Below are 23602 nucleotides of genomic sequence, written 5' to 3' on the forward strand. Positions count from 1 at the left end.
GTTTGGACCCCGAGCGATAGCGAACAGGCGAAGCAATTTGAGATTTTGAGTTTTATAAATTTTATCTTCCCATTGGAGGAGGTCCGCCCGCACGACCGCGGTTCATCTCCCTAAATTCTTCCATTTTTTTAATTACCGTTTCATCGTATTCTTTCTGAGAAATTACTTTTCCTTTTTTAGAAGGTTTTATTTCCACTTTCTCTTTAGCATTCAAAACGATCTTCGAACACAAAATTGTAGTGGTTCCGTCGTTAATTTCTAAAATTAAACCTGGAAGTCCCCAGTAATTTTCTGGCCCTTGATTTATAGGAATTTCAGGTGTATACCAAGCTGTTACTACAATTTCTTTTGGAATTTCGAAGTTATCAGCAAAATTCGTTTTGGTATCTCCCGAAGTCTTTTTAGCCTCCTCTTTTTTATCTTCATCCTTTTTAGGTCTGAAGTTTCTAAAATCGGTTTTACTGGCTTGCTTTACTGCTGTTGCTTTATAACAATTGTAGCCTCCAATTTGCTTGGTTTCTTGTTCCAGTTTCCAGTCTAATTTTGGCAGCGAATCAATCACAAGAAATTCTTTACCCATAAATTCTTTATCAACCGTATACGTTTTTGTTTTTACATCTTTGTAAAAAGTACCGCCTCCACCTGTAAGCGAACCAAACATCATGCGAAAACCGCCTTGCTGCTGACCTGGCGCTTCTAGTTTTTCTTCTTCTTTGTAAATCGATGCTGCTTTATCGAAATTTAAAACGAATGTTTTTTCGAGCATCTTTTTCATACGCTCTTCCATGTTTTTCTGCATTTCTGGGGTAATATCTCTATTCCCGCGCATGCCTTCAAATTTTGGAGCCTGTGTTTTTGACTCATAAACAGCCATTCCCTGAAAATCTTTTTGCGCTTGAATTTGTGCAGAAACAAGCAGTAAAGTCATATAAAAAAATATCTTTTTCATTTCATTTTCTTTAAGTGAGTAAATCCGATAAAGCTTACATTCAAATGTATTACTTATTTTAAGATTCAAAAAACTAAATATATAAACGGCATTAAGACATAGATAGAACCGCTTATTTTTTAGACTATTAGATTAAAAAAAGGTTTAAGACTCCAAATTGAAATTTTAAGGAGAGTTTTTTGTAATTTGGTGCTCTTGTAAATTAATTTTCTAATGTATAGAAACGTGCAAAAAATTTTATTTTCCCTATTTCTTTTCTGCACTTTTCATGCGGTTTCAGCTCAGGATTTGAGCATCAATCCAACTTTAATTTCGCAGTATAAAAACACTGCTGATGAATTTTTAGGATACGATTCGTTTGGATATTCCTATCAGATTACGAACAACGTTTTTAGCAAAATTAAAGGAAAAGAAATCTTCGAATACAAGAATGTTTCTTTGGGAAAAATAACAAAAGTCGATCTTCAGAATCCGTTAAAAATTGTTTTGTTTTATGAAGATTTCAATAGTGTTGTTTTGTTAGACAATCAATTGAATAAAATGACCGAAATTAATTTTTCGCAGAATGCAGCGCCAATTGTAGTAAGTGCTATCGGAATGTCTACGCAAAATCAGTTATGGATTTACAACACTTTAAATCAGCAAATTGGACTTTTTGATTATTTAAAAAATGAATATAAAACGGTTTCTATTCCGTTGACTGAACCAATTCAATATTATCAAACCGATTTTAATACCTTCTATTGGATTGATAAAAAAAACAACGGGTATTCTTGCGATATTTTTGGAAAAATAACTTCATTAGGCCCAATAGCAGATTTTGACAAAATTGTTATCATTAATCCTTCGCAATATCTTTTCAGCAAGAATCCTTTACTGTACTTTAAAGGTATTAATAAGTCGAATCCAGAGGTAATTTCTGAGATTAAAATTTTAGAAAAAACCTTTGACAATTTTTATTACAAAGACCAAATTTTATCTATTTTTACAGCTACAGATATATCAAATTATAAAATCGTAACACCGTAATGCACATAGCAATAGCAGGAAACATAGGCGCAGGAAAAACTACTCTGACCAAATTATTGGCGAAACACTTCAAATGGGAACCTCATTATGAAGATGTAGTTGATAATCCGTACTTGGATGATTTCTACCATCAAATGGAGCGCTGGTCATTTAATCTTCAGATTTATTTCCTAAATAGCCGTTTCCGTCAAGTGCAGCAAATTCGCGAAAGCGGAAAAAGAATCATTCAGGACAGAACGATTTATGAAGATGCTCACATCTTTGCTCCCAACTTATATGCAATGGGATTAATGACGAGTCGTGATTTTGAAAATTACACGTCGTTGTTTGAATTAATGGAATCTCTGGTTAAAGCTCCAGATTTATTGATTTATTTAAGAAGTTCTATTCCGAATTTAGTGGGACAAATTCATAAACGCGGACGCGAATATGAGAACTCTATTTCGATCGATTATTTAAGCCGTTTGAACGAAAGATATGAAGCTTGGATCCAGACTTACACTAAAGGAAAACTCTTGATTATTGATGTTGATAATATCAATTTTGTTGACAATCCTGAAGATTTGGGTGATATCATTAATAGAATTGATGCTGAATTAAACGGATTGTTTTAAAACACAGATTTACACGAAATAAAAAAAGCCTCTAAATATTTTTTTAGAGGCTTTTGCTTTTAAATCCTAACAGGTTTCCAAAACCTGTTAGGTATATCTTTCATTCTAAATTAATGGCTTTATCAAAATACCTAACAGGTTTTGGAAACCTGTTAGGATAGATCGTAAATTATTTAGCAGCTTCAACTTTTGCCAGAACTTCTTCTTCATTTCCTTCAAAAACTTCGGTTGTTGTTTTACCATTTTCCGTTTTAGTAACAGTTCCTGTTGTTTTTCCGTTAATATTTTTAACCTCAACGCGAACAGATTTTTTCTCATATTTACTTGTATCGAAACAATCTGTTTTTTGATATTTTCCTTTTGCATCAAAATGAGCTAAACATTTAGCTGTTTCTTCTTCTGAACAACCTTTTTCTTTACACATTTTAATACATTCTTCTTTTGTCATTCCAGACATATCGCCACATTTAGACATTCCTGCATGCATTTCTGTTTTAGCACAGCAAGAAGCTTTTGCGGCAATATCTGATGGCGCATGACCTTCGCCTAAAATTGGAGCGATTACCAATCCAATCAAACAAGTTAATTTAATCAAGATATTCATAGAAGGCCCAGAAGTATCCTTAAACGGATCTCCAACTGTATCTCCTGTTACTGCAGCTTTATGTGCATCAGAACCTTTATAAGTCATTTCTCCGTTGATCATAACTCCTGCTTCAAAAGATTTTTTCGCATTGTCCCAAGCACCTCCTGCGTTATTTTGGAAAACTGCCCAAAGTACTCCAGAAACCGTAACTCCAGCCATATATCCTCCTAACATTTCAGCAATTAACTGATTGTTGTCTGAGTAAACTAATTTTCCTAAAAGAACGATTAAAATTGGGAAACCAATCGTTAAAATCCCTGGAAGCATCATTTCTCGTAAAGCAGCTTTTGTAGAAATCTCAACACATTTTCCGTATTCTGGTTTTCCTGTTCCTTCCATAATTCCAGGAATTTCCTTGAACTGGCGACGAACTTCGTACACCATATCCATTGCCGCTTTTCCAACAGAATTCATTGCTAAAGCAGAGAAAACTACCGGTATCATTCCGCCGACAAATAACATCGCCAAAACTGGAGCTTTAAAAATATTGATTCCGTCAATTCCTGTAAAAGTTACATAGGCTGCAAATAATGCTAATGAAGTTAAGGCTGCAGAAGCAATAGCAAATCCTTTTCCTGTCGCTGCTGTTGTATTTCCAACTGAGTCTAAAATATCGGTTCTGGTACGAACTTCTTTTGGCAATTCGCTCATTTCAGCAATTCCTCCAGCATTATCAGAGATAGGTCCGAAAGCATCAATTGCCAATTGCATAGCAGTTGTCGCCATCATTGCTGAAGCCGCCAAAGCTACTCCGTAGAATCCTGCTAAAGCATAGGAGATCCAAATTGCAACAGCAAACAATAATACCGTTGGGAAAGTCGAAATCATACCTGTTGCTAAACCAGCAATTACGTTTGTTCCTGCTCCTGTAGATGATTTTTGAACAATTGCCAAAACTGGTTTTGTTCCTAATCCTGTATAATATTCTGTTACTGATGAAATAGCTCCACCAACAACTAATCCGACCAATGTAGCGTAGAAAACACGCATTGACGAAATCGCTTTTGATCCTTCTCCAAAGAAACTCATCTGCATCGTTTCCGGAAGCATGTGCTGTACTAAAAAGAAACAAGCTACAGCTGTTAAAACAATCGAAACCCAGTTTCCTACATTTAAAGCTTTTTGAACTTGTGCTTCTTTGGCATTATCATCTGAAATTTTCACTAAAAGTGTTCCTATAATGGAAAATATAATCCCAAAACCGGCAATTGCCATTGGAAGCAAAATTGGGCCGATTCCGCCGAAAGCATCATTAATACTTCCGCCCATATCTTTTATAACATAATTTCCTAGTACCATTGCTGCAAGAACTGTTGCTACATAAGACCCAAACAAATCAGCTCCCATACCTGCAACGTCTCCTACGTTATCTCCTACGTTATCTGCAATTGTAGCAGGATTACGAGGATCATCTTCTGGAATTCCCGCTTCTACTTTACCAACTAAATCTGCTCCAACATCGGCTGCTTTAGTATAGATTCCACCTCCAACACGAGCAAACAAAGCGATTGATTCTGCACCAAGCGAAAATCCAGCTAATGTCTCTAAAACAACTGTCATTGTATCGGTATCTTTCCAAACTCCATCAGAAAATAAATGAAAGAAAATGATAAAAAAGGATGTTAAACCCAAAACAGCTAGACCAGCAACGCCAAGCCCCATAACAGTTCCACCGCCAAAAGAAACTTTTAAAGCTTGCGGTAAACTAGTACGCGCCGCTTGGGTGGTTCTAACGTTTGTTTTAGTTGCTATTTTCATTCCGATATTTCCAGCATAAGCTGAAAATAAAGCACCAAAAATAAATGCTATTACGATTAATAAATGTGTTTTTACTCCTGGAATAAAAGTAATTCCTGCCAAAGCTAAACTGGCAATAATTACAAAGATGGTTAATAGTTTATATTCGGCTTTTAGAAAGGCTAAGGCTCCTTCGTAGATGTAATCTGAAATCTCTTTCATCTTACCGTCTCCAGCGTCTTGTTTTAAAACCCAAGTCCTTTTTATTCCCATGAAAAGTAATCCTAAAACTGCCATTATAATGGGCAGGTAAATCATAAATGCATTCATAATATTTTAATGGTTTTGGTTAATAGTCAACAATCTAACTAAAACGAATTTAAACAAAAAAGCAATACTCCTGACGGTAGTATTGCTTTTTTTATATTAGAATGCGGTTAAAATTATTTAATACTAAATAATCCAGCCGGTTTATTTTCAATGTCATCAAAACGTTTTGTACACTCAGCGATAATCTCGTAAGCTTCTTTTACGTCTCCCCATCCTTCTACATCTACTTTTTTGTTTTCAAGATCTTTGTAAACTTGGAAAAAGTGCTCGATTTCTTTTACTAAGTGAGGATTAATATCTGATAAATCTGTTAATGAATTCCAAATTGGATCTGAAACTGGTACACAAATAATTTTTTCGTCTGGTCCTTTATCATCTGCCATGTGGAATACACCGATTGGCTTAACTTCCATAACACATCCAGGGAAAGTTGGTTCGTTTACCAAAACTAATACGTCAAGAGGATCACCATCTAAAGCTAAAGTTTCTGGAATAAATCCGTAATCTGCTGGGTACATCATTGAAGAGAATAACATTCTGTCAAAACGCATTCTTTTGATTTCAAAATCGTACTCATATTTATTTCTGCTTCCTCTTGGTATTTCGATTAATACATCGAAAGTCGTTAATTTGTCTGCGGTCATTTTCGTTTTTTATTATTTCTATAATTTCGGTTGCAAAAATAACTAAAGAATCTAGTTCTACAATAAAAAACAAGGTTAAATTATCTGTATTAGAGTTTAAAATACAAGCATTTAATAACTAATCGTTCGATTTCTTTTTTTTAGGTAATAATGCCAAAGTAAATAAGTCGCATAAGATCGATATGGACTCCATTGTTCTGCATGAATTTCCATTTCTTGTTTATCATGAATATTAAGTAATTCTTTGATGGTATTGATTACTGCAATATCGCCAAGCGGAATCAAATCGGGCTCTTCCAGACAAAACATTAAATAAATATCGATAGTCCAGTTTCCAATTCCTTTTAATTTAATGAGTTCTTCGCGAACTTGTTTTGCAGATTTCAAAGCCAAACTTTCAATATCTAATTCTTTGTTTAAAACTGCTTCCGCTAAGATTTTGATGTATTTTGTTTTCTGACGGCTTACTCCTAGATTTCTAAATTCTTCATCAGACAAAACGGCCATGTTTTCAGGATCGCAAGTTTTGTACGCTTTTATTTTTAAAAAAGTAGCTTTCGCCGAATCAATAGAAACCTGCTGTTCGAGTATAAGCAAAACCAAAGTTTCAAAACCTGGTGGACGTTTTGGAATTGGAGGCAATCCGTATTTTTCTATGATTTCAAGAAATATTGGATTTTTAGATGAAAGAAAATCAATTGCTTCTTGCATGGTTTTGGGTTTTGAAAGTAAATCAAAAATAAGAAAAATGAAACTAGTTCTCGCAAAGACGCAAAGGCGCTAAGTTTTTTTTTCACGCAGATTCTGCAGATTTAAGCAAATTCTATTTTTCCAATCTTAAATATATTTAATCTGTGTTTATCTGCTCAAATCCGCAGAATCTGCGTGAGAAAAAGTATTAAAAACACAAAAAAAGTCGCAAAGATTTAAACCTTTGCGACTCTGTAACTTTGAACCTTTGCCCCTAAATACAATTAGAAATAGAATCCAAAAGATCCTTTTACTGCAAATTTGTGAGCATCTGGCATATCTAGATAATTTCCTCTCCAAGAAAAATCAATACGGAAAACTTTAAAAATATTTCCAATTCCTGCATGATACTCCCAATACACTTTTTCTGGAGCATTATAAGGTAATCCAGAGGCATTAATCGCGCGGTTGGCATCAGAAATTGTTCCATGAACCGCTCTTACTCCAACAAACTCTCTCCAATTCAGTTTTCTCATAAAAGGAACTCTTGCGAATAATCTTCCTCCAAAATCATGATTCCACTGCAGGGTCGTATATTGATCCGTAACGAATTCGTAGAAATTCAAGTTACTGAATGTATTCTCGATTGTAAAATAAGTCTGGTTACCTGGAATTACACTCATCAACCCTAACGGAATTGTCCCAAATGTTTTTCCTGTTTCAACTGTAATATTTGATCTTCCTAAAGGTCCAATAATAATTGGCTGCCTGTAAAAAACTTGAATTTTTTCGTAAGCAAAATCACTGTCAAAAACTCCTTTTAAACCATAACTAAAATTCACAAAGAAATGACTAAAAGGGCTATCAACTAAATCTCTTTCGACACCATAACCAATAGTTTTGCGGTTAGGCATATATTCAAATTGAATATTTGCTTCAGATTGTTTTACTGCACTTTCAATAACTCCAGCTGGATTTTCAGGAGTTGGTAAAGTCGAATAATAATCTAAACTAAATGTTTTTGATGCCGATTCTAATGTACGATACGAGAAACCAGCCTGAACTATAAAGTTCTTTTTAGCTTCCATTTCAACAGAAACATTACTCAGATTAATGTTAGTCAGCTTACCATTACTTCCCGTTGTAAACAAAGCAGAAGAAGCAAAACTTCGCCCTAAAACATCATTTGTTGTAGTTAAGCTTGCACCAATTTGTTCAATATCACGCCTATTTCCTCCAGAAATAATAACACGGTTTTTCTTGTCAACCATCCATTTTCCAGAAACTCCGTATTTGAATTTATTATCATCAAATCCATAAGCTGTATAGGCTTGAATACGCCAAGGATCATTTGGTCCAAAATAGGTCCTTCCTCCCACTCTCAACCTTAAACCTTCGACTTCATTATATCCAAAAGTTGAAAAAATTGGTCCGTAATCGAAGTTTTTAAACTCAACATAACCACTTCCTAAAATGGAGACGAGATTATACAACTGCTTAAATCGCTTTACTGTTTGCAGTGTATCGAGCATTTTATAAATTCCCTGTTCGTCTTTATTTAATTTTTCAAAACGATTTTCGTCCCAGAATTCAGGCGGTCGATCATAGACTGCATTATCAATAAAATTGACTTCTTCTTTGTAAAACTTCTCGGGTTTCTGAATATTGAATTTATGATTGCGATATAAAGTTGTTCTTTTACCATAAACTCCTTTTGATTTTTCTTTTTTATTTAAAGCAAAATCGGACATCATGTAATCACGCGTCAAAAGGAAAATTGAATCGTTTTGCACATCAAACTCCTGTTCGATATAAATATCTTTTACCCAGTTAATATTGGCACTTTTGGTTACGCCCATATTAATTTTTTTGATCGCAAAAGTGGTATCGTTAACCCAAAAATCTCCTTTAAAAGTTAATTCGTTTTTACGTCTAGGATAAAAGACAATATTATAACACCATTTTTTATCTACAAATGCACTGTCTTTTAAGACATAATTGTAAACATCAATTCCTGTTCTTGAAAGTGGGCTTGTAAAACTTTTATCAAAAAACTTAAGGTGATTATCGTAAATATTATACTCAGAATAAAGGTCTTTTACAAAGGATAAAATCTGCTGATTTCCATTAAAACCAGACATTTTATTTCCTGTTATATTTTCTTTTACTTTCTTTAATTTATTATCGCCATAAACATCATAAACAGATTCGTTAATAAAAATTGGCAGATACGTTTTTCCTGTAACATCTGAAGTATCAACATGATTAAAGATAAACTCCATTCCTTTAAAAAGCTTGTTTTTCATGAATGCACTATCAATAGTGTTCATGTCAAACTCTACTTTTTCATACTTCTGCATTTGATATTGATTAAACTGATAAAGTCCGTTTTTACGTTTTCTTTCCCAGATTTTTCTTAAAATATCCAATGCGGGATTGTTCTTTTTAGAAGTTTTACCCGTATAAATTACAACTTCATTTAGCGCTTCGGCTTCGCCTAAAACAATTTTAAAATTATAATTAACTGCTTTCTCTAAAGGAACTTCTTTGTCTGAAAATCCTGCCGAAGTAACAATAAGTGCCGTATACGTATTTGGAGATTCTAAATAAAAACGTCCATCTTCGTTAGAAACGATTCCTATATTAGAACCTTTAAATACAACATTTGCAAAAGGTATTGGCTGATTGGTTTTGTCCAAAACAACTCCACTCACCTTAGTTTGTGCAGTAGCAACATTCGCAAATGCAAATAAAAAATATAAGAGAAGTAGAGTTAATTTGTTCATTATAAAGTAAAAAAAAACTTCACCAATCCATGTTTGTCTGATGAAGTTTTATGAGTATTATGTATTTGTATTATTTATATAATACTTTTTTTACTGCTTTTACTACATCACCTGCATTTGGCAACCAGTCTTTAAGCAGTACTGGAGAATACGGTGCAGGAGTATCTGCAGTTGTAATACGTTGAATTGGCGCATCAAGAAAGTCAAACGCTTGTTCTTGTACGATATAAGATATTTCAGAAGAAAGGCTGGCAACTGGCCAAGCTTCCTCAAGAATTACTAAACGGTTTGTTTTTTTAACCGATTTTAAGATTGCATCTTTGTCCATTGGACGAACTGTTCTTAAATCGATGATCTCACAAGAAATTCCTTCTTTAGCTAATTCATCAGCAGCGATAAAAGCTTCTTTGATGATTTTTCCGAAAGAAACAATTGTTACATCTGTTCCTTCACGTTTAACATCAGCAACACCTAGAGGGATTGTATATTCTCCGTCTGGCACCTCACCTTTGTCTCCATACATTTGCTCAGATTCCATGAAAATAACTGGATCGTTATCACGGATAGCAGATTTCAAAAGTCCTTTTGCATCGTAAGGAGTTGAAGGAACAACAACTTTAAGACCTGGAGTGTTAGCAAACCAGTTTTCTAAAGCTTGTGAGTGAGTAGCTCCTAATTGACCAGCAGAAGCTGTTGGTCCGCGGAAAACGATAGGCACATTAAACTGTCCTCCTGTCATTTGACGCATTTTAGCAGCGTTATTAATAATTTGATCAATACCAACTAAACAGAAGTTGAATGTCATATATTCTACAATAGGACGGTTTCCATTCATTGCAGAACCTACTGCAATTCCTGAAAATCCAAGCTCAGCGATTGGAGTATCAATTACTCTCTTTTCACCAAACTCAGCAAGCATTCCTTTAGAAGCTTTGTAAGCTCCATTGTATTCTGCAACCTCTTCTCCCATTAAATATATGGATTCATCGCGACGCATTTCTTCACTCATCGCTTCGCAAATGGCCTCTCTAAATTGTATTGTTCTCATATTTTATATTGTATGTTGAATTTTCTGAAGAGCAAAAATAAATATTTTAAATAACTTAAAAGCATAAATTGAATTTAAAATCGCATGAACTTCTATCTGTTCTCCCGTTTTAACTTTTTAATCTTTATTGTGATAATTACGAAATCGATATAATAACGTATAAATCACACTTAATCGCTCTAAAATATTTTTCAGACAAACTTTTATGGATTTGTTTAATTCTTGTCTCTCCAAAATTCAATCATCAAAACGTAAAAAACAAAAAAATAGTATTTATCAGACAAAAATAATTTACATTCCAATCATCGGTTATTGCAAAATTCCTAACAATCAGACAAAATGAATATTATTTTATTTTTAGATTACGATGAAAATCATCCAAAACTGAACAATCTGCGAAATCGTAATAGTTTTAAAAAATATTATGCATGCATAGTATAATTATTCCAAATTAAATTCTAAATTTGTAAAAGCATATTATAAATTCAAAATATATACTTATGAAAATACTAGTTTGCATCAGCCATGTGCCTGATACTACTTCAAAAATTAACTTTACCAACGGTGATTCAGAATTTGACACTAATGGAGTACAATATGTAATTAACCCTAACGACGAATTCGGTCTTACACGCGCAATCTGGTTTCAAGAACAACAAGGAGCAAATGTAACGGTTGTAAACGTTGGAGGTCCTGATACTGAACCAACTTTGCGTAAAGCATTGGCAATTGGAGCAAACGAAGCAATTCGTGTTAATGCAAACCCTACTGATGGTTTTTTTGTTGCAAAACAATTGGCAGAAGTTATTAAAAACGGTGGTTACGACTTAGTAATTGCTGGTAAAGAATCTTTAGATTATAATGGAGGGATGGTTCCTGGAATGATCGCTGGTATTTTAGGCTCTAATTTCTTAAACTCTTGCACTTCTTTAACTGTTGACGGAAATAATGTAAAAGCTGTTCGTGAAATCGACGGTGGAAAAGAAACAGTAAGCACAACTCTTCCTTTAATCATTGGAGGTCAAAAAGGTCTTGTTGAAGAAAAAGATTTACGTATCCCGAACATGAGAGGAATTATGACAGCCAGAACTAAGGCTCTTACTATTCTTGAGCCAGTTGATGCAGCTGTAAATACAAAAGCGGTGAAATTTGAAAAACCAGCTCCAAAATCGGCAGTAAAATTAGTTTCTGCAGATAATTTAGATGAGTTAATCAATTTATTACACAACGAGGCAAAGGTGATTTAAGATTGTAGAATTTAGATTTTTAGATTGCAGATCGCAATACTAAATCTAAAACTCAACATTTGATTCACTTCAAAATCTAAAATCAATAATCATTTTAGATTTCAATTTTTAAATCTGAAATCTAAAATCTAAAATCTAAAATTGTTATGTCAATATTAATATATGCAGAATCTGCAGAAGGAAAATTTAAAAAAGTTGCTTTCGAATTAGCTTCTTACGCTAAGAAAGTAGCTGAATCATTAGGAACAACTGTTACGGCTTTGACTGTAAACATTAGCGATGTAAGCGAATTAGGCAAATACGGAGTTGATAAAGTTCTAAAAGTAAGCAATGATAAATTAGCTGGTTTTAATGCAAAAGCTTATGCTGATGTTATCAAACAAGCTGCTCAAAAAGAAGGAACAAAAGTAGTTTTACTTTCTTCTACAACAGATAGTATCTACCTTTCTCCACTAGTTGCAGTAGGCTTAGAAGCTGGTTTTGCTTCAAATGTGGTTGGATTGCCAGTTAGCACTTCTCCATTTCAAGTAAAAAGAAATGCTTTCTCAAACAAAGCTTTCAATATTACTCAAATCGATACAGATGTAAAAGTTCTCGGTTTAGCCAAAAATTCTTACGGTCTTTTTGAAAGCGCAGGAACTGCTGCTGCTGAAGACTTTAATCCAACGGTTGGAGAAAATGACTTTGGAGTAAAAGTAGAATCTGTAGAAAAAGTATCTGGAAAAGTTTCTATCGCTGACGCTGATATCGTAGTCTCTGGCGGACGTGGATTAAAGGGTCCAGAAAACTGGGGATTAGTAGAAGATCTTGCTGCTGTACTTGGTGCTGCAACTGCTTGCTCTAAGCCAGTTTCAGATTTAGGATGGAGACCTCACAGCGAGCACGTTGGACAAACAGGAAAACCAGTAGCAACAAACTTATACATTGCAATTGGTATTTCTGGAGCTATTCAGCACATTGCTGGTATTAACTCTTCTAAAGTAAAAGTGGTGATCAATAACGATCCTGAAGCGCCTTTCTTTAAAGTTGCAGATTATGGTATCGTTGGAGATGCTTTTGAAATTGTACCGCAATTGACAGAGAAATTAAAAGCTTTTAAAGCGCAGCATTCTTAATACAAAGAATTCTCTTTAAAAAATATTGTCGCCTAAAAACAAGATGTTGTATCTTTGTTTATAGGCGGCTTTTTTGTTCCATATTTTTTGATTAAAATTGCAGCTTTATTTTTCAAACCAAAAAAGTATTAAAATAAGGTGCTAAGTACCTTTTTTACAAACATATATGAGTCTAGTAAAATTATCCATAAAAGGAATTTCATACAGTCAAACTCAAAATGGCGCTTATGCCTTAATTTTGAATGAAGTTGATGGCGAAAGAAAATTACCCATTGTTATTGGCGCTTTTGAAGCCCAGTCAATCGCTATTGCTTTAGAAAAAGAAATAAAACCGCCACGTCCTTTAACTCACGATTTATTTAAAAATTTTGCCGAAAGATTTGATATTGTAGTAAAACAAGTTATCATTCACAAATTAGTTGATGGTGTTTTCTACTCTAGTTTAATTTGTGAAAGAGATAAAATCGAAGAAATTATCGACGCAAGAACTTCTGATGCTATTGCTTTGGCACTGCGTTTTAATGCTCCTATTTTTACTTATAAAAACATCTTAGACAAAGCTGGGATTTATCTAAAATCAAATACTGCTGAAACAGATTCTGGAGCTCAGGAAATAGATGATGTTCTTTCAAACCCTGAAACTTTCGGACACGAAGAAGAAAGCAACCAATCTGGGGACGTTTACGCAAAACATTCTTTACAGGAATTAAACGAGCTTTTAGACCAAGCCGTTTCTCAAGAAGATTACGAAAAAGCAGCAAAAATTAGAGACGAAATCTCTAGAAGATAATTTTTAGGCTATAAGCCGTAAGCTTTAGGCTATAAGCTTAAAGCATAATCATAAAAAAACAAACTTTAAGCATTAGGAAAAAGCCTAAAGCTTAAAGCCTAAAGCTTAAAGCAAAGATGAAGCAATACTTAGATTTAGTAAAACACGTTTTAGAAAACGGCAATCAAAAAGGAGACCGAACTGGAACTGGGACAAAAAGTGTTTTTGGCTACCAAATGCGTTTTGATTTAAGTGAAGGTTTCCCAATGGTCACAACAAAAAAACTGCATTTAAAATCCATCATTTACGAATTACTTTGGTTTTTAAAAGGCGATACAAACGTAAAATACCTTCAGGAAAACGGAGTCAAAATTTGGGACGAATGGGCAGATTCTAATGGCGATTTAGGACCTGTTTACGGTCATCAATGGCGTAATTGGAATAGTGAGGAAATAGATCAGATTTCTGAATTAATTAAGGAATTAAAAACAAATCCGAATAGCAGAAGAATGTTGGTTTCTGCTTGGAACCCTTCGGTTTTGCCAGATACTAAAAAGTCTTTTGAAGAGAATGTTGCCAATAACAAAGCGGCTTTACCTCCATGCCATGCCTTTTTTCAGTTTTATGTAGCAAGCCCAGATCCTGAAAAAGGCGAAACAAAAGGAAAATTATCTTGCCAATTGTATCAGCGAAGTGCTGACATCTTTTTGGGAGTTCCTTTTAACATTGCTTCTTATGCATTGCTAACCATGATGATCGCACAAGTATGCGATTTAGAAGCAGGCGAATTTATTCATACTTTTGGTGATGCACACATTTATAACAATCACTTTGAGCAATTAGAATTACAACTTTCGAGAGAACCAAAACCATTACCAAAAATGATTTTAAATCCAGAGATTAAAAACATTTTTGATTTTGATTATAATGATTTCACACTTGTAGATTACGATCCGCATCCTGCCATAAAAGGAAGTGTTGCTGTATAATTATAAAAAAATCCGCTTAAAAATTTAAGCGGATTTTTTTATACAACTAAAACCCCATTTTCACTTCCGGCATAATCGTTCCATTTGTAAAAATCGGCTTCAGGATCGTTAACATAATTTCCGTCGATTACATACTTAAATTCGTAAATCGCATCTTTCACCAAATCGTAAGTTGCTTTAAACGTTCCGTTTTTTAACTTGCTTAAAGTTCCTTCTGAGGCATTCCAGTTATTAAAATCTCCAACCACCGCTGCCGAATCAGCATCTTTGGCATCTATTGAAAATGTAACTTTAACAACCGGCTTCGTTTTGATAAATTGTTTTTTCAAAGACATAACTATTTCGTTTTTAGATTTATACATCTAAAATTACTTAAATTCAACGAAACACTAACTAACCCCAGAACCGATTTATGATAATACCAAAAACAGCATATTATTTTCGCTTTATCTGTAATTTAAAGTGGTTAAAATTTTGTTTTTCAAATTCTTATAATTTTTAAAAGCAAATATTCCCAATCCAAAATATGGACTTTCGAAAATAAATTTTAACTTTATAATCTCATTTTTATCTTATGGAAAAAGAAGTACACGAACAATACGAATACGCTAGACGCCGGTTAAGACAAAAAAAAATCTTATATTTTCATTTTGTTCTTTTCCTTCTAGGAAGTTTATTCCTATTTATTGGCAACAAATTTTTTGGTTTTGGTGAGGGCACAACCCAAAACTGGTGTATTTGGGGAATTACAATCTGGCTTTTCCTTTTTATTCTACATTTTATAAAAGTGTACATAACTGACCGTTTTATGAATAAAAAATGGGAAAGAGAACAAATTGATCGATTAGTTGCTTTACAGCAAAAACGAATCAGTCAGCTCGAATCTTCTATTAACGAAGAAAATGAAAATAAAATTTAGTTAGGCATACCATGATTATAATGATAGCGGCTGCAGCCGAAAATAATGCGCTTGGAAAAAACAATGAATTAGTATGGCATTTGCCAAATGATTTTAAAAGATTTAAATCGCTTACTACTGGTCATCATATTATTATGGGAAGAAAAACTTTTGAAAGTTTCCCAAAACCATTACCTGACCGTGTTCATGTTGTAATTTCTCGCCAAGAAAATTATAAACCAGAAGGATGCATCGTAGTAGATAGTATTGAAAAGGCTATTGCAATATGTCCTGAAAATGATGACAGCTACGTTATAGGCGGTGGAGAAATTTACAATCTTGCCCTTCCCTTTACCGACATTATTGAATTAACCAAAGTTCATCATTCTTTTGAAGCAGATGCCTTTTTTCCTAAAATCAATAAAAGTGAGTGGACTTTGGTAGAATCTGAAGAAAATTATAAAGACGAAAAACATCTTTATGATTACACTTATGAAACTTACATTAGAAAATAAATAAAAAACATCCTCTTTTAACGGAGGATGTTTTTAAATAATTGACATGAAGCTTAACTCGCTCAAGAAAAAATTTTTGTTTAAAAAAATCACAAATGTTGAGAAACATTTGTAAAACTGAATAACATTTAATGTTGTTTGAGACCTAAATCTCAAAAAGCCTTTAATAACAAATACCACTAAGATATTAAAGGCAGAAAATTAAAATTTCCAAAAACAAATTTAATCCTAAGAACGTACTTTGCACTTAATATAGTATATCCCCCCAAAGAACAATACTTACAAAACTCTTTCATGAACAAATGAAATTACCAGCGCAAAAAAAGCAACCATTTGTTTAAGTCATTGCGACATTATCAATCATTAACTTTAATCATTTTTACTTTGACAAAGTTGCTCATAATAGCCTTATTAGACAATACCGTGATTTAGGGATTTTGATAAAATACCTAGATTTAGGGATAGCAGAAATAGCCTTTTATTCTGTTTTAAAATAAACACTCCAAAACATTTATTTGACAAATTAAAAAACTCAATTACAGTTAAACTAGATTGTTTATATTTGCCTAAATAAAAAAAATGTCTGAAAAAGTAACTCCGTATAAAGACTCTACCTTAGGTAAAAAAGAGCAAGTAACCCAAATGTTTGATACCATTTCTGGGAATTACGACAATTTGAATCGTGTAATTTCATTTGGAATTGATGTTAAATGGCGTAAAAAAGTATTAAAAATTGTTTCAGACAAAAAACCAAAAGTTATTCTGGATATTGCAACAGGTACTGGTGACTTAGCCATTTTAATGGCAAAAACTAATGCTGAAAAAATTATTGGCCTAGATATCTCTGCTGGAATGCTAGAAGTTGGTAAAAAGAAAGTTGAAGAAAAAAATCTATCTAATATTATTGAACTAGTTTTAGGCGATTCTGAAAATATGCCTTTTGAGGACAATTACTTTGATGCTATTACGGTTGGCTTCGGTGTGAGAAATTTTGAAAACCTAGAAAAAGGTTTTGCAGAAATCTTAAGAGTCTTAAAACCAAATGGAGTATTTGTTATATTAGAGACTTCTGTCCCAGATAAATTTCCTTATAAACAAGGTTATAATTTTTACAGCAAAAATATACTTCCATTAATTGGTAAATTATTCTCTAAAGATAATGATGCCTATGGCTATTTGTCTGAATCTGCTGCCGCTTTTCCTTATGGAGAAGCCTTAAACAATATTTTGAGAAAAACTGGGTTTATAGATGTTGTGGCAATGCCCCAAACTTTTGGTGTCGCAACAATTTATTCTGCATCTAAAAAATAGTATGAAAAAAGTTGTAATCTTATTTTTATTAGTCTTAACGACAAAAGGACATTCTCAATTTGCTAAAAACATGTTTAGCAAAGACCCTATCATTAATCTTGAAAATTGGCAAAAACAGCGTGTCTATTTTGGCTATTATCTAGGTTTTAATAGTTTTGACTTTAAATTTGACTACAAAACTCCTGTACAGGAAGATATTCAAGTAAAAAAAACTACTGGTTTTAATGTTGGTGTCGTAGCCGATTTAAGACTTCAGGAATACATTAACCTTCGTTTTGAACCAGGTTTGTATTATACTAAACGTGATTTGTTTTTTCCTGGCGTAGGAACTACAGAAAACGACTATTTAAGAGAAGTAAATAGTACTTATATTCACTTTCCTTTATTATTGAAATTTTCTGCCTTGCGCACAGGAAATATACGTCCGTACTTGGTTGGCGGTATGTCTACAACTTTAAATTTATCTAGTAATGCTAAGTCTCAAGATGATAATTTTGAGCAAAAATTTAGAGTAAAACAATGGACAGCTGCTTACGAGTTAGGTTTAGGAATTGATATTTTTACCGAATATTTTATTTTTTCTCCTTCTGTTAGAGGAATGTTCGGAATCACAGATGAACTTATTAGAGATAAAACTCCAGACAGCCCTTGGACTGGAAATATCGATTCGATGAAATCTAGAGCAATTTTAATAAATTTCACTTTTCATTAAAACAAAATATCAACTATTTCGTTTAAATTCACTAAGAATAATTGCTGTTGCAGTAGCTACATTTAAACTTTCGGTTTTTTGAAGCTCTCCAAATCTAGGAATTGTTAGGCGACTGGTTACTATTTTTTCAATTTCTTCTGAAATCCCATTGGCTTCATTACCCATAATAATGATTCCATCCTGAGGTAATTTGGATTGATAAATATTTTCTCCGTCCATAAAAGTTCCAAAAACTGGCAGTTTAGTTTGAGCAAGAAAAAGTTTTAAATCAACATAGCTTACATTTACTCTGGTAATTGACCCCATTGTAGCTTGTACCACTTTCGGATTATAAATATCTACCGTTTCTTTAGAACAAATAATCTGCTTAATACCAAACCAATCGCATAAACGCAAAATAGTTCCTAGATTTCCAGGATCTCTAATGTCGTCTAATGCTAAAATTAAGCCCGAATCGATTGTCTTTTTGGGAGCTGGAATTTTAAAAACTGCCAAACAAGAATTCGGAGTCGACAAAGCACTTATTTTTTTCAGTTCTTGGTCATTAATAAGCGTTCGTTTTGAAGCATGTACCGTTTCAAAATCATTCAATGTGGTGTATAAATGTTCTAATTCAAAATTGGATTGCAGCAATTCTTGAATTACTTTTACTCCTTCAGCAAAAAATAATTGACTAGCAAGACGCTGCTTTTTTTGATGTAAACTAGAGATAAGCTTTATTTGGTTTTTACTAACCATAAAATAATGTACTTTTGAATTAAATATTAAAAAACACTTGAAAAATAATTCCACAAAAATAATAGCATTTCTTCTAATTGCAATATTAATTTGCGCTTGTAATGCCGTAAAAAGAGTTCCCGATGGAAAAAACCTTCTTGTAAAAAATAATATTTTAGTTAACGGAAAATCTACAAATGACGAAACAGCTTCTAACCAAATGTACCAAAAACCAAATGGTAAATTATTAGGTTATAAACTTCGATTAAATTTATACAATTTAGCCAATTTAAATCCAGATTCTACTTATCAGGCAAAATTTAAAAATAATCCTGGAAAGTATGAACGAATGTCCAAAATATTTTCTGCAAAACAAGTAGATCGCCTTGGACAATCGTTTTATTACAAAGGAATTCATGAGTTTTTAAAAAGCACTGGTGAACCGCCTGTAATAGTTGACACTTCAAAAACCAGAAAATCATTATTGCGTTTAAAATACTATTATTTTAACAATGGTTTTTTCAACGTCCATACCGATTACACAATCGACACGGTTGGAGTAAAAAGAGCCGAAATTAATTATAACATCACTACAGGACCAGCTTATAAATTGGATACTATTAGAACCAAAATAATGACTCCTGCGTTAGACTCTTTATACAGAACCAACAATGAACCTTCTTTATTAAAATCTGGAAATCAATATAAAACTACCGATTTTGAAGAAGAGAAAAATCGTATTACAACCTATTTTAGAAATCACGGAGCGTATTATTTTCAGCCTACTTATGTAACTTTTGACATTGATACCATTGGCAAAAAAGCAAAAGCTGATGTTAGCTTAATTATAAACAACAATACTATTCAGGAAAAAGATTCGAGCCGTACAGAACCTTTTAAACTATACAAAATTAGCGATGTAAATATTTACACCGATTATTCTGCTACCAATGCCAAGAAAAAACCAACAGATAGCGTAACATACAACAATTTTAATCTATACAGTTACAAAGGATTAAAATATAGACCGCGTGCTATTACCGATGCTATTTTCATTACAAAAGGAAGCACTTTTGCCGATTTTAGAACCACCCTTTCTTCTCGCTCTTTAAACAATTTAAGGATTTTCAACTATCCTTCTATTCAATACGAAGTAGACAAGAGAGATTCTACAGCTCAATCTCTTATCGCTAATGTTTATCTGACTCCAAGAAAAAAATACAGCTTTGGAGCTACTCTTGACGTAACGCACTCTAATATTCAGGATTTCGGAATTGGAGCCAGCATTTCTGAAACGATTCGAAATGTATTTAATCGAGCAGAAACTCTTGAAATTTCAGCGCGTTTAAACATTGGTTCATCTAGAGATATGGCCAATCCGAACAACAACTTCTTTAACGTTTCGGAATATGGATTAGATATGAAATTAAATTTTCCGAGAATTTTACTGCCCTTTGGAACCGAAAAAATCATTCCGAAAAGCATGATTCCATATACCTCAATATCTTCTGGTTTTTCCAAACAGAGAAATATTGGTCTTGATAAAGAAAACTTCACAGGAGGTATCTCGTATAACTGGAGTCCAAAACGCCATAATACTGCGAAACTGGAATTATTGAATGCACAGTTTGTCCGCAACTTAAATCCAGACAACTATTTTAGAGTTTACACTTCTTCTTATGATGATTTGAATGGAATTGGAAAAGACTACAATGTTAACCCTGGCAACTGGGGAGAAACAACAGAAGAACAAGCAAGAAAAGATCTGACAATACCTAAAGGGACAACAGGATTTACGAATGACGTATTAACAGGCCAAACTGCTCTAACACCTTCAGACTCTCAATACCAAGAAGTTGAAAGTATTGAAGAAAGAAGAGTTCGTTTAACTGAAAATGATTTCATTCTAGCAACAAGTTTCTCTTTTACTAAAACAACTAAAAAAGATTTAGCAGATAACAACTTCTATCAATTTAGAACAAAAATAGAATCAGCAGGAACTTTGTTGTCTCTAGTCTCTGAAATTGGAAACCTTCAAAAAAATTCAAGAGGTAATTATGAGATTTTCAACCTAGAATACTCAGAATATGTTAAAACTGAATTTGATTACATCAAACACTGGGACTTTGGAAAAGAAAAAGTTTTGGCTGTTAGAAGCTTCTTCGGAATTGCAGTTCCGTTTGGAAATTCAAATTACATTCCGTTTTCAAGAAGTTATTATGCCGGAGGTTCAAATGACAACCGTGCTTGGCAACCTTATGCTTTGGGACCGGGAAGCACAAATGCTGTAAATGACTTTAATGAAGCAAATATGAAAATTGCGGCAAGTATAGAATATCGCTTCAAAATTTTTGGAGATGTTAAGGGAGCTCTCTTTGCAGACGCCGGAAATATCTGGAATGTGCTCGATAATGTCGTAGATCCTAAAGCAAAATTTGACAACTTAAACGATTTAGAAGAAATTGCTTTGGGTACAGGATTTGGTTTAAGATACGATTTAAGCTTTTTTGTTATTCGTTTAGATTTAGGCTTTAAGACCTATAATCCCTCGCATGACAAAGGAGATAGATGGTTTAAAGAATACAATTTTGGACACTCGGTTTTAAATTTTGGTATAAATTATCCGTTCTAATGCTAATTAATTCTTATTTTTGCAACCTAAAAACTAAAAACAACTATAAAAAAAATTACAATGGCACATAACATTAAACCAGGAGTAGCTACAGGAGATCAAGTACAAGAGATCTTTAATTATGCTAAAGAGAAGGGTTTTGCTCTTCCAGCAGTAAACGTTACTGGATCAAGCACAATTAACGGAGTTCTTGAAACTGCAGCAAAACTAAACGCGCCAGTTATCATTCAATTTTCTAACGGAGGAGCACAATTCAACGCTGGAAAAGGATTATCAAATGCAGGTGAAAAAGCAGCAATCGCGGGAGGAATCGCGGGAGCAAAACATATTCATACTTTGGCAGAAGCTTACGGTGCAACTGTAATCTTACACACTGACCACTGTGCAAAAAAACTTTTACCTTGGATTGATGGTTTATTAGACGCTTCTGAAAAACACTTCGCAGAAACAGGAAAACCATTATTCAGTTCTCACATGATCGATTTGTCTGAGGAGCCAATCGAAGAAAACATCGAGATCTGTAAAGAATATTTAGCTAGAATGAGCAAAATGGGCATGACATTAGAAATCGAACTTGGTATTACAGGTGGCGAAGAAGATGGTGTTGATAACTCTGATGTTGACAGCTCAAAATTATATACTCAACCAGAAGAAGTAGCTTACGCTTACGAAGAATTATCTAAAGTAAGCCCTAAATTTACAATTGCTGCTGCTTTCGGAAACGTTCACGGTGTTTACAAACCAGGAAACGTAAAATTAACTCCAAAAATCTTAAAAAATTCTCAAGATTTCGTACAAAACAAATTCAACACAGGACACAATCCAGTTGATTTCGTATTCCACGGAGGTTCAGGTTCTACACTTGAAGAAATCAGAGAAGGAATTAGCTACGGAGTTATCAAAATGAACATTGATACTGATTTACAGTTTGCATACACTGAAGGAATCCGTGATTATATGGTTAAAAACCTTGACTATTTGAAATCACAAATTGGTAACCCAGAAGGTGCTGATGCTCCAAACAAAAAATATTACGACCCAAGAAGATGGGTTCGTGAAAGCGAAGTAACATTCAACGCAAGATTGGAACAAGCTTTTGCAGATTTAAATAACGTAAACACGTTGTAATTAACAATTAACAATTGACAATTGATAATTAATCTTATCAATTGTCAATTATCAATTATCAATTAAAAATATGGCTTGGTTTAAAAGACAAGAAAAAGGGATTACGACCGCGACAGAAGATAAGATGGACGTTCCGAAAGGATTGTGGTACAAATCTCCTACTGGAAAAATTATTGATGCTGACGAATTAGCGAGAAATTTATTCGTGAGCCCTGAAGATGATTTTCATGTTCGAATTGGAAGCGCAACCTATTTTGAAATTTTATTCGACAACAACGAATTTGTTGAGTTAGATAAAAACATGACTTCTAAAGATCCTTTGCATTTTGTGGATACAAAAAAATATGCAGAGCGTTTGAAAGATGTAATGGAAAAAACTCACTTAAAAGACGCTGTTCGTACGGGAGTGGGAAAATCTAAAGGAAGAGAACTTGTAATCTGCTGTATGGATTTTGCATTCATCGGTGGATCTATGGGAGCTGTAGTAGGTGAAAAAATTGCTAGAGGTATTGATCACGCTATTAAAAACAAACTTCCGTTTGTAATGATTTCTAAATCTGGTGGAGCTCGTATGATGGAAGCTGCTTATTCTTTAATGCAATTAGCAAAAACTTCTGTAAAACTAGCTCAATTAGCTGAAGCTAAATTACCTTATATTTCTCTTTGTACAGATCCAACAACTGGAGGAACAACAGCATCTTACGCTATGTTAGGAGATATCAACATCTCTGAGCCAGGCGCTTTAATTGGTTTTGCTGGTCCGCGTGTTGTACGTGACACTACAGGAAAAGATTTACCTGAAGGTTTCCAAACTGCTGAGTTCTTATTAGAGCACGGTTTCTTAGACTTTATCACGCCTAGAAAAGAATTGAAAGATAAGATCAACTTATATATCGATTTGATTCAAAACAATGATATTAGATAGTTTTAAAACTACTTAAAATAGAAAATCCCAAGAAATTGCTTCTTGGGATTTTTTTTTGTTTTTAAACCAAATAAATTATATAAGTATATTCAATCTTTTCCTGCAAGGTTTTAAAAACCTTGCAGGTATTAATTTCATGCAGAATATTTTTTCTAAATTAAAATCTTAAGC

At 33.5% G+C, this 23602-nt stretch carries 21 protein-coding genes; 13 read left to right on the forward strand and 8 right to left on the reverse strand.

Going from position 1 to position 23602, the window contains the following annotated elements:
* Nucleotides 1-61: 61 nt before the first annotated feature.
* Nucleotides 62-949, reverse strand: coding sequence for a GLPGLI family protein (locus BSF41_RS03255; protein ID WP_095928083.1), 888 nt, complete (start codon nucleotides 947-949; stop codon nucleotides 62-64).
* 213 nt (nucleotides 950-1162) lie between these two features.
* Between BSF41_RS03255 and BSF41_RS03260 the strand changes: the two genes are divergently transcribed.
* Together BSF41_RS03260 and BSF41_RS03265 are read left to right on the forward strand one after the other, a co-directional pair.
* The gene (locus BSF41_RS03260) at nucleotides 1163-1978 is read left to right on the forward strand and encodes a hypothetical protein (protein WP_095928084.1); all 816 of its coding nucleotides are present in this window, start codon (nucleotides 1163-1165) and stop codon (nucleotides 1976-1978) included.
* Nucleotides 1978-2592: a deoxynucleoside kinase gene (locus BSF41_RS03265; RefSeq protein WP_095928085.1), complete on the forward strand. Its 615-nt coding sequence runs from the start codon at nucleotides 1978-1980 to the stop codon at nucleotides 2590-2592. The genes BSF41_RS03260 and BSF41_RS03265 overlap by 1 nt, the downstream gene beginning before the upstream one ends.
* A 169-nt stretch (nucleotides 2593-2761) precedes the next feature.
* Here the strand turns inward: BSF41_RS03265 and BSF41_RS03270 are convergent, their stop codons facing one another.
* The 5 genes from BSF41_RS03270 to BSF41_RS03290 form a co-directional block, all read right to left on the reverse strand.
* The gene (locus BSF41_RS03270) at nucleotides 2762-5305 is read right to left on the reverse strand and encodes a sodium-translocating pyrophosphatase (RefSeq protein ID WP_095928086.1); all 2544 of its coding nucleotides are present in this window, start codon (nucleotides 5303-5305) and stop codon (nucleotides 2762-2764) included.
* Nucleotides 5306-5418: 113 nt separating this feature from the next.
* A complete protein-coding gene (locus BSF41_RS03275) occupies nucleotides 5419-5949 on the reverse strand; it encodes an inorganic diphosphatase (RefSeq protein WP_095928087.1) in 531 nt (176 codons plus the stop codon).
* Nucleotides 5950-6060: 111 nt separating this feature from the next.
* Entirely contained in the window at nucleotides 6061-6660 is a 600-nt protein-coding gene (locus BSF41_RS03280; RefSeq protein ID WP_095928088.1) for a DNA-3-methyladenine glycosylase, read from the reverse strand.
* 263 nt (nucleotides 6661-6923) lie between these two features.
* Entirely contained in the window at nucleotides 6924-9425 is a 2502-nt protein-coding gene (locus BSF41_RS03285; protein WP_095928089.1) for a DUF5686 and carboxypeptidase-like regulatory domain-containing protein, read from the reverse strand.
* Between the two features lie 70 nt (nucleotides 9426-9495).
* Nucleotides 9496-10473, reverse strand: coding sequence for a pyruvate dehydrogenase complex E1 component subunit beta (locus BSF41_RS03290; protein ID WP_008466560.1), 978 nt, complete (start codon nucleotides 10471-10473; stop codon nucleotides 9496-9498).
* A 500-nt stretch (nucleotides 10474-10973) separates the two neighbouring features.
* Here BSF41_RS03290 and BSF41_RS03295 point away from each other — a divergent pair, with 500 nt between their 5' ends.
* From BSF41_RS03295 to BSF41_RS03310, 4 genes are all read left to right on the forward strand, one after another.
* Nucleotides 10974-11720, forward strand: a complete 747-nt coding sequence (locus BSF41_RS03295; RefSeq protein ID WP_095928090.1) for an electron transfer flavoprotein subunit beta/FixA family protein — start codon at nucleotides 10974-10976, stop codon at nucleotides 11718-11720.
* A gap of 146 nt (nucleotides 11721-11866) precedes the next feature.
* Nucleotides 11867-12835 (forward strand): electron transfer flavoprotein subunit alpha/FixB family protein, encoded by a 969-nt coding sequence (locus BSF41_RS03300; RefSeq protein WP_095928091.1) that lies wholly within the window; start codon nucleotides 11867-11869, stop codon nucleotides 12833-12835.
* 166 nt (nucleotides 12836-13001) lie between these two features.
* The gene (locus BSF41_RS03305; RefSeq protein WP_008466556.1) at nucleotides 13002-13625 is read left to right on the forward strand and encodes a bifunctional nuclease family protein; all 624 of its coding nucleotides are present in this window, start codon (nucleotides 13002-13004) and stop codon (nucleotides 13623-13625) included.
* Nucleotides 13626-13741: 116 nt separating this feature from the next.
* The gene (locus BSF41_RS03310) at nucleotides 13742-14593 is read left to right on the forward strand and encodes a thymidylate synthase (protein WP_095928092.1); all 852 of its coding nucleotides are present in this window, start codon (nucleotides 13742-13744) and stop codon (nucleotides 14591-14593) included.
* Between the two features lie 38 nt (nucleotides 14594-14631).
* Here BSF41_RS03310 and BSF41_RS03315 read toward each other — a convergent pair whose 3' ends face one another.
* Complete coding sequence (locus BSF41_RS03315) at nucleotides 14632-14928, reverse strand: isoamylase early set domain-containing protein (protein ID WP_095928206.1); 297 nt, start codon at nucleotides 14926-14928, stop codon at nucleotides 14632-14634.
* 239 nt (nucleotides 14929-15167) lie between these two features.
* Between BSF41_RS03315 and BSF41_RS03320 the strand changes: the two genes are divergently transcribed.
* The 4 genes from BSF41_RS03320 (at nucleotide 15168) to BSF41_RS03335 (ending at nucleotide 18029) form a co-directional block, all read left to right on the forward strand.
* Nucleotides 15168-15512, forward strand: coding sequence for a 2TM domain-containing protein (locus BSF41_RS03320; RefSeq protein WP_095928093.1), 345 nt, complete (start codon nucleotides 15168-15170; stop codon nucleotides 15510-15512).
* 11 nt (nucleotides 15513-15523) lie between these two features.
* Nucleotides 15524-16006, forward strand: a complete 483-nt coding sequence (locus BSF41_RS03325) for a dihydrofolate reductase (RefSeq protein ID WP_095928094.1) — start codon at nucleotides 15524-15526, stop codon at nucleotides 16004-16006.
* Between the two features lie 579 nt (nucleotides 16007-16585).
* Entirely contained in the window at nucleotides 16586-17317 is a 732-nt protein-coding gene (gene ubiE, locus BSF41_RS03330) for a bifunctional demethylmenaquinone methyltransferase/2-methoxy-6-polyprenyl-1,4-benzoquinol methylase UbiE (RefSeq protein ID WP_095928095.1), read from the forward strand.
* A gap of 1 nt (nucleotide 17318) precedes the next feature.
* Nucleotides 17319-18029 carry a porin family protein gene (locus tag BSF41_RS03335; protein ID WP_095928096.1) on the forward strand — a complete coding sequence of 237 codons (711 nt, stop codon included), beginning with the start codon at nucleotides 17319-17321 and terminating at the stop codon, nucleotides 18027-18029.
* Nucleotides 18030-18038: 9 nt separating this feature from the next.
* Here BSF41_RS03335 and BSF41_RS03340 read toward each other — a convergent pair whose 3' ends face one another.
* A complete protein-coding gene (locus BSF41_RS03340; RefSeq protein WP_095928097.1) occupies nucleotides 18039-18767 on the reverse strand; it encodes an RNA methyltransferase in 729 nt (242 codons plus the stop codon).
* 37 nt (nucleotides 18768-18804) lie between these two features.
* Between BSF41_RS03340 and BSF41_RS03345 the strand changes: the two genes are divergently transcribed.
* The 3 genes from BSF41_RS03345 (at nucleotide 18805) to accD (ending at nucleotide 23431) form a co-directional block, all read left to right on the forward strand.
* Nucleotides 18805-21378 (forward strand): BamA/TamA family outer membrane protein, encoded by a 2574-nt coding sequence (locus tag BSF41_RS03345; RefSeq protein WP_095928098.1) that lies wholly within the window; start codon nucleotides 18805-18807, stop codon nucleotides 21376-21378.
* Nucleotides 21379-21438: 60 nt separating this feature from the next.
* Nucleotides 21439-22506, forward strand: a complete 1068-nt coding sequence (gene fbaA, locus BSF41_RS03350; protein ID WP_035645669.1) for a class II fructose-bisphosphate aldolase — start codon at nucleotides 21439-21441, stop codon at nucleotides 22504-22506.
* A gap of 70 nt (nucleotides 22507-22576) precedes the next feature.
* Entirely contained in the window at nucleotides 22577-23431 is an 855-nt protein-coding gene (gene accD, locus BSF41_RS03355) for an acetyl-CoA carboxylase, carboxyltransferase subunit beta (protein ID WP_026728501.1), read from the forward strand.
* Nucleotides 23432-23602: the final 171 nt, after the last annotated feature.

Source organism: Flavobacterium sp. ACN2, assembly GCF_002303885.1.
Lineage (GTDB): Bacteria > Bacteroidota > Bacteroidia > Flavobacteriales > Flavobacteriaceae > Flavobacterium.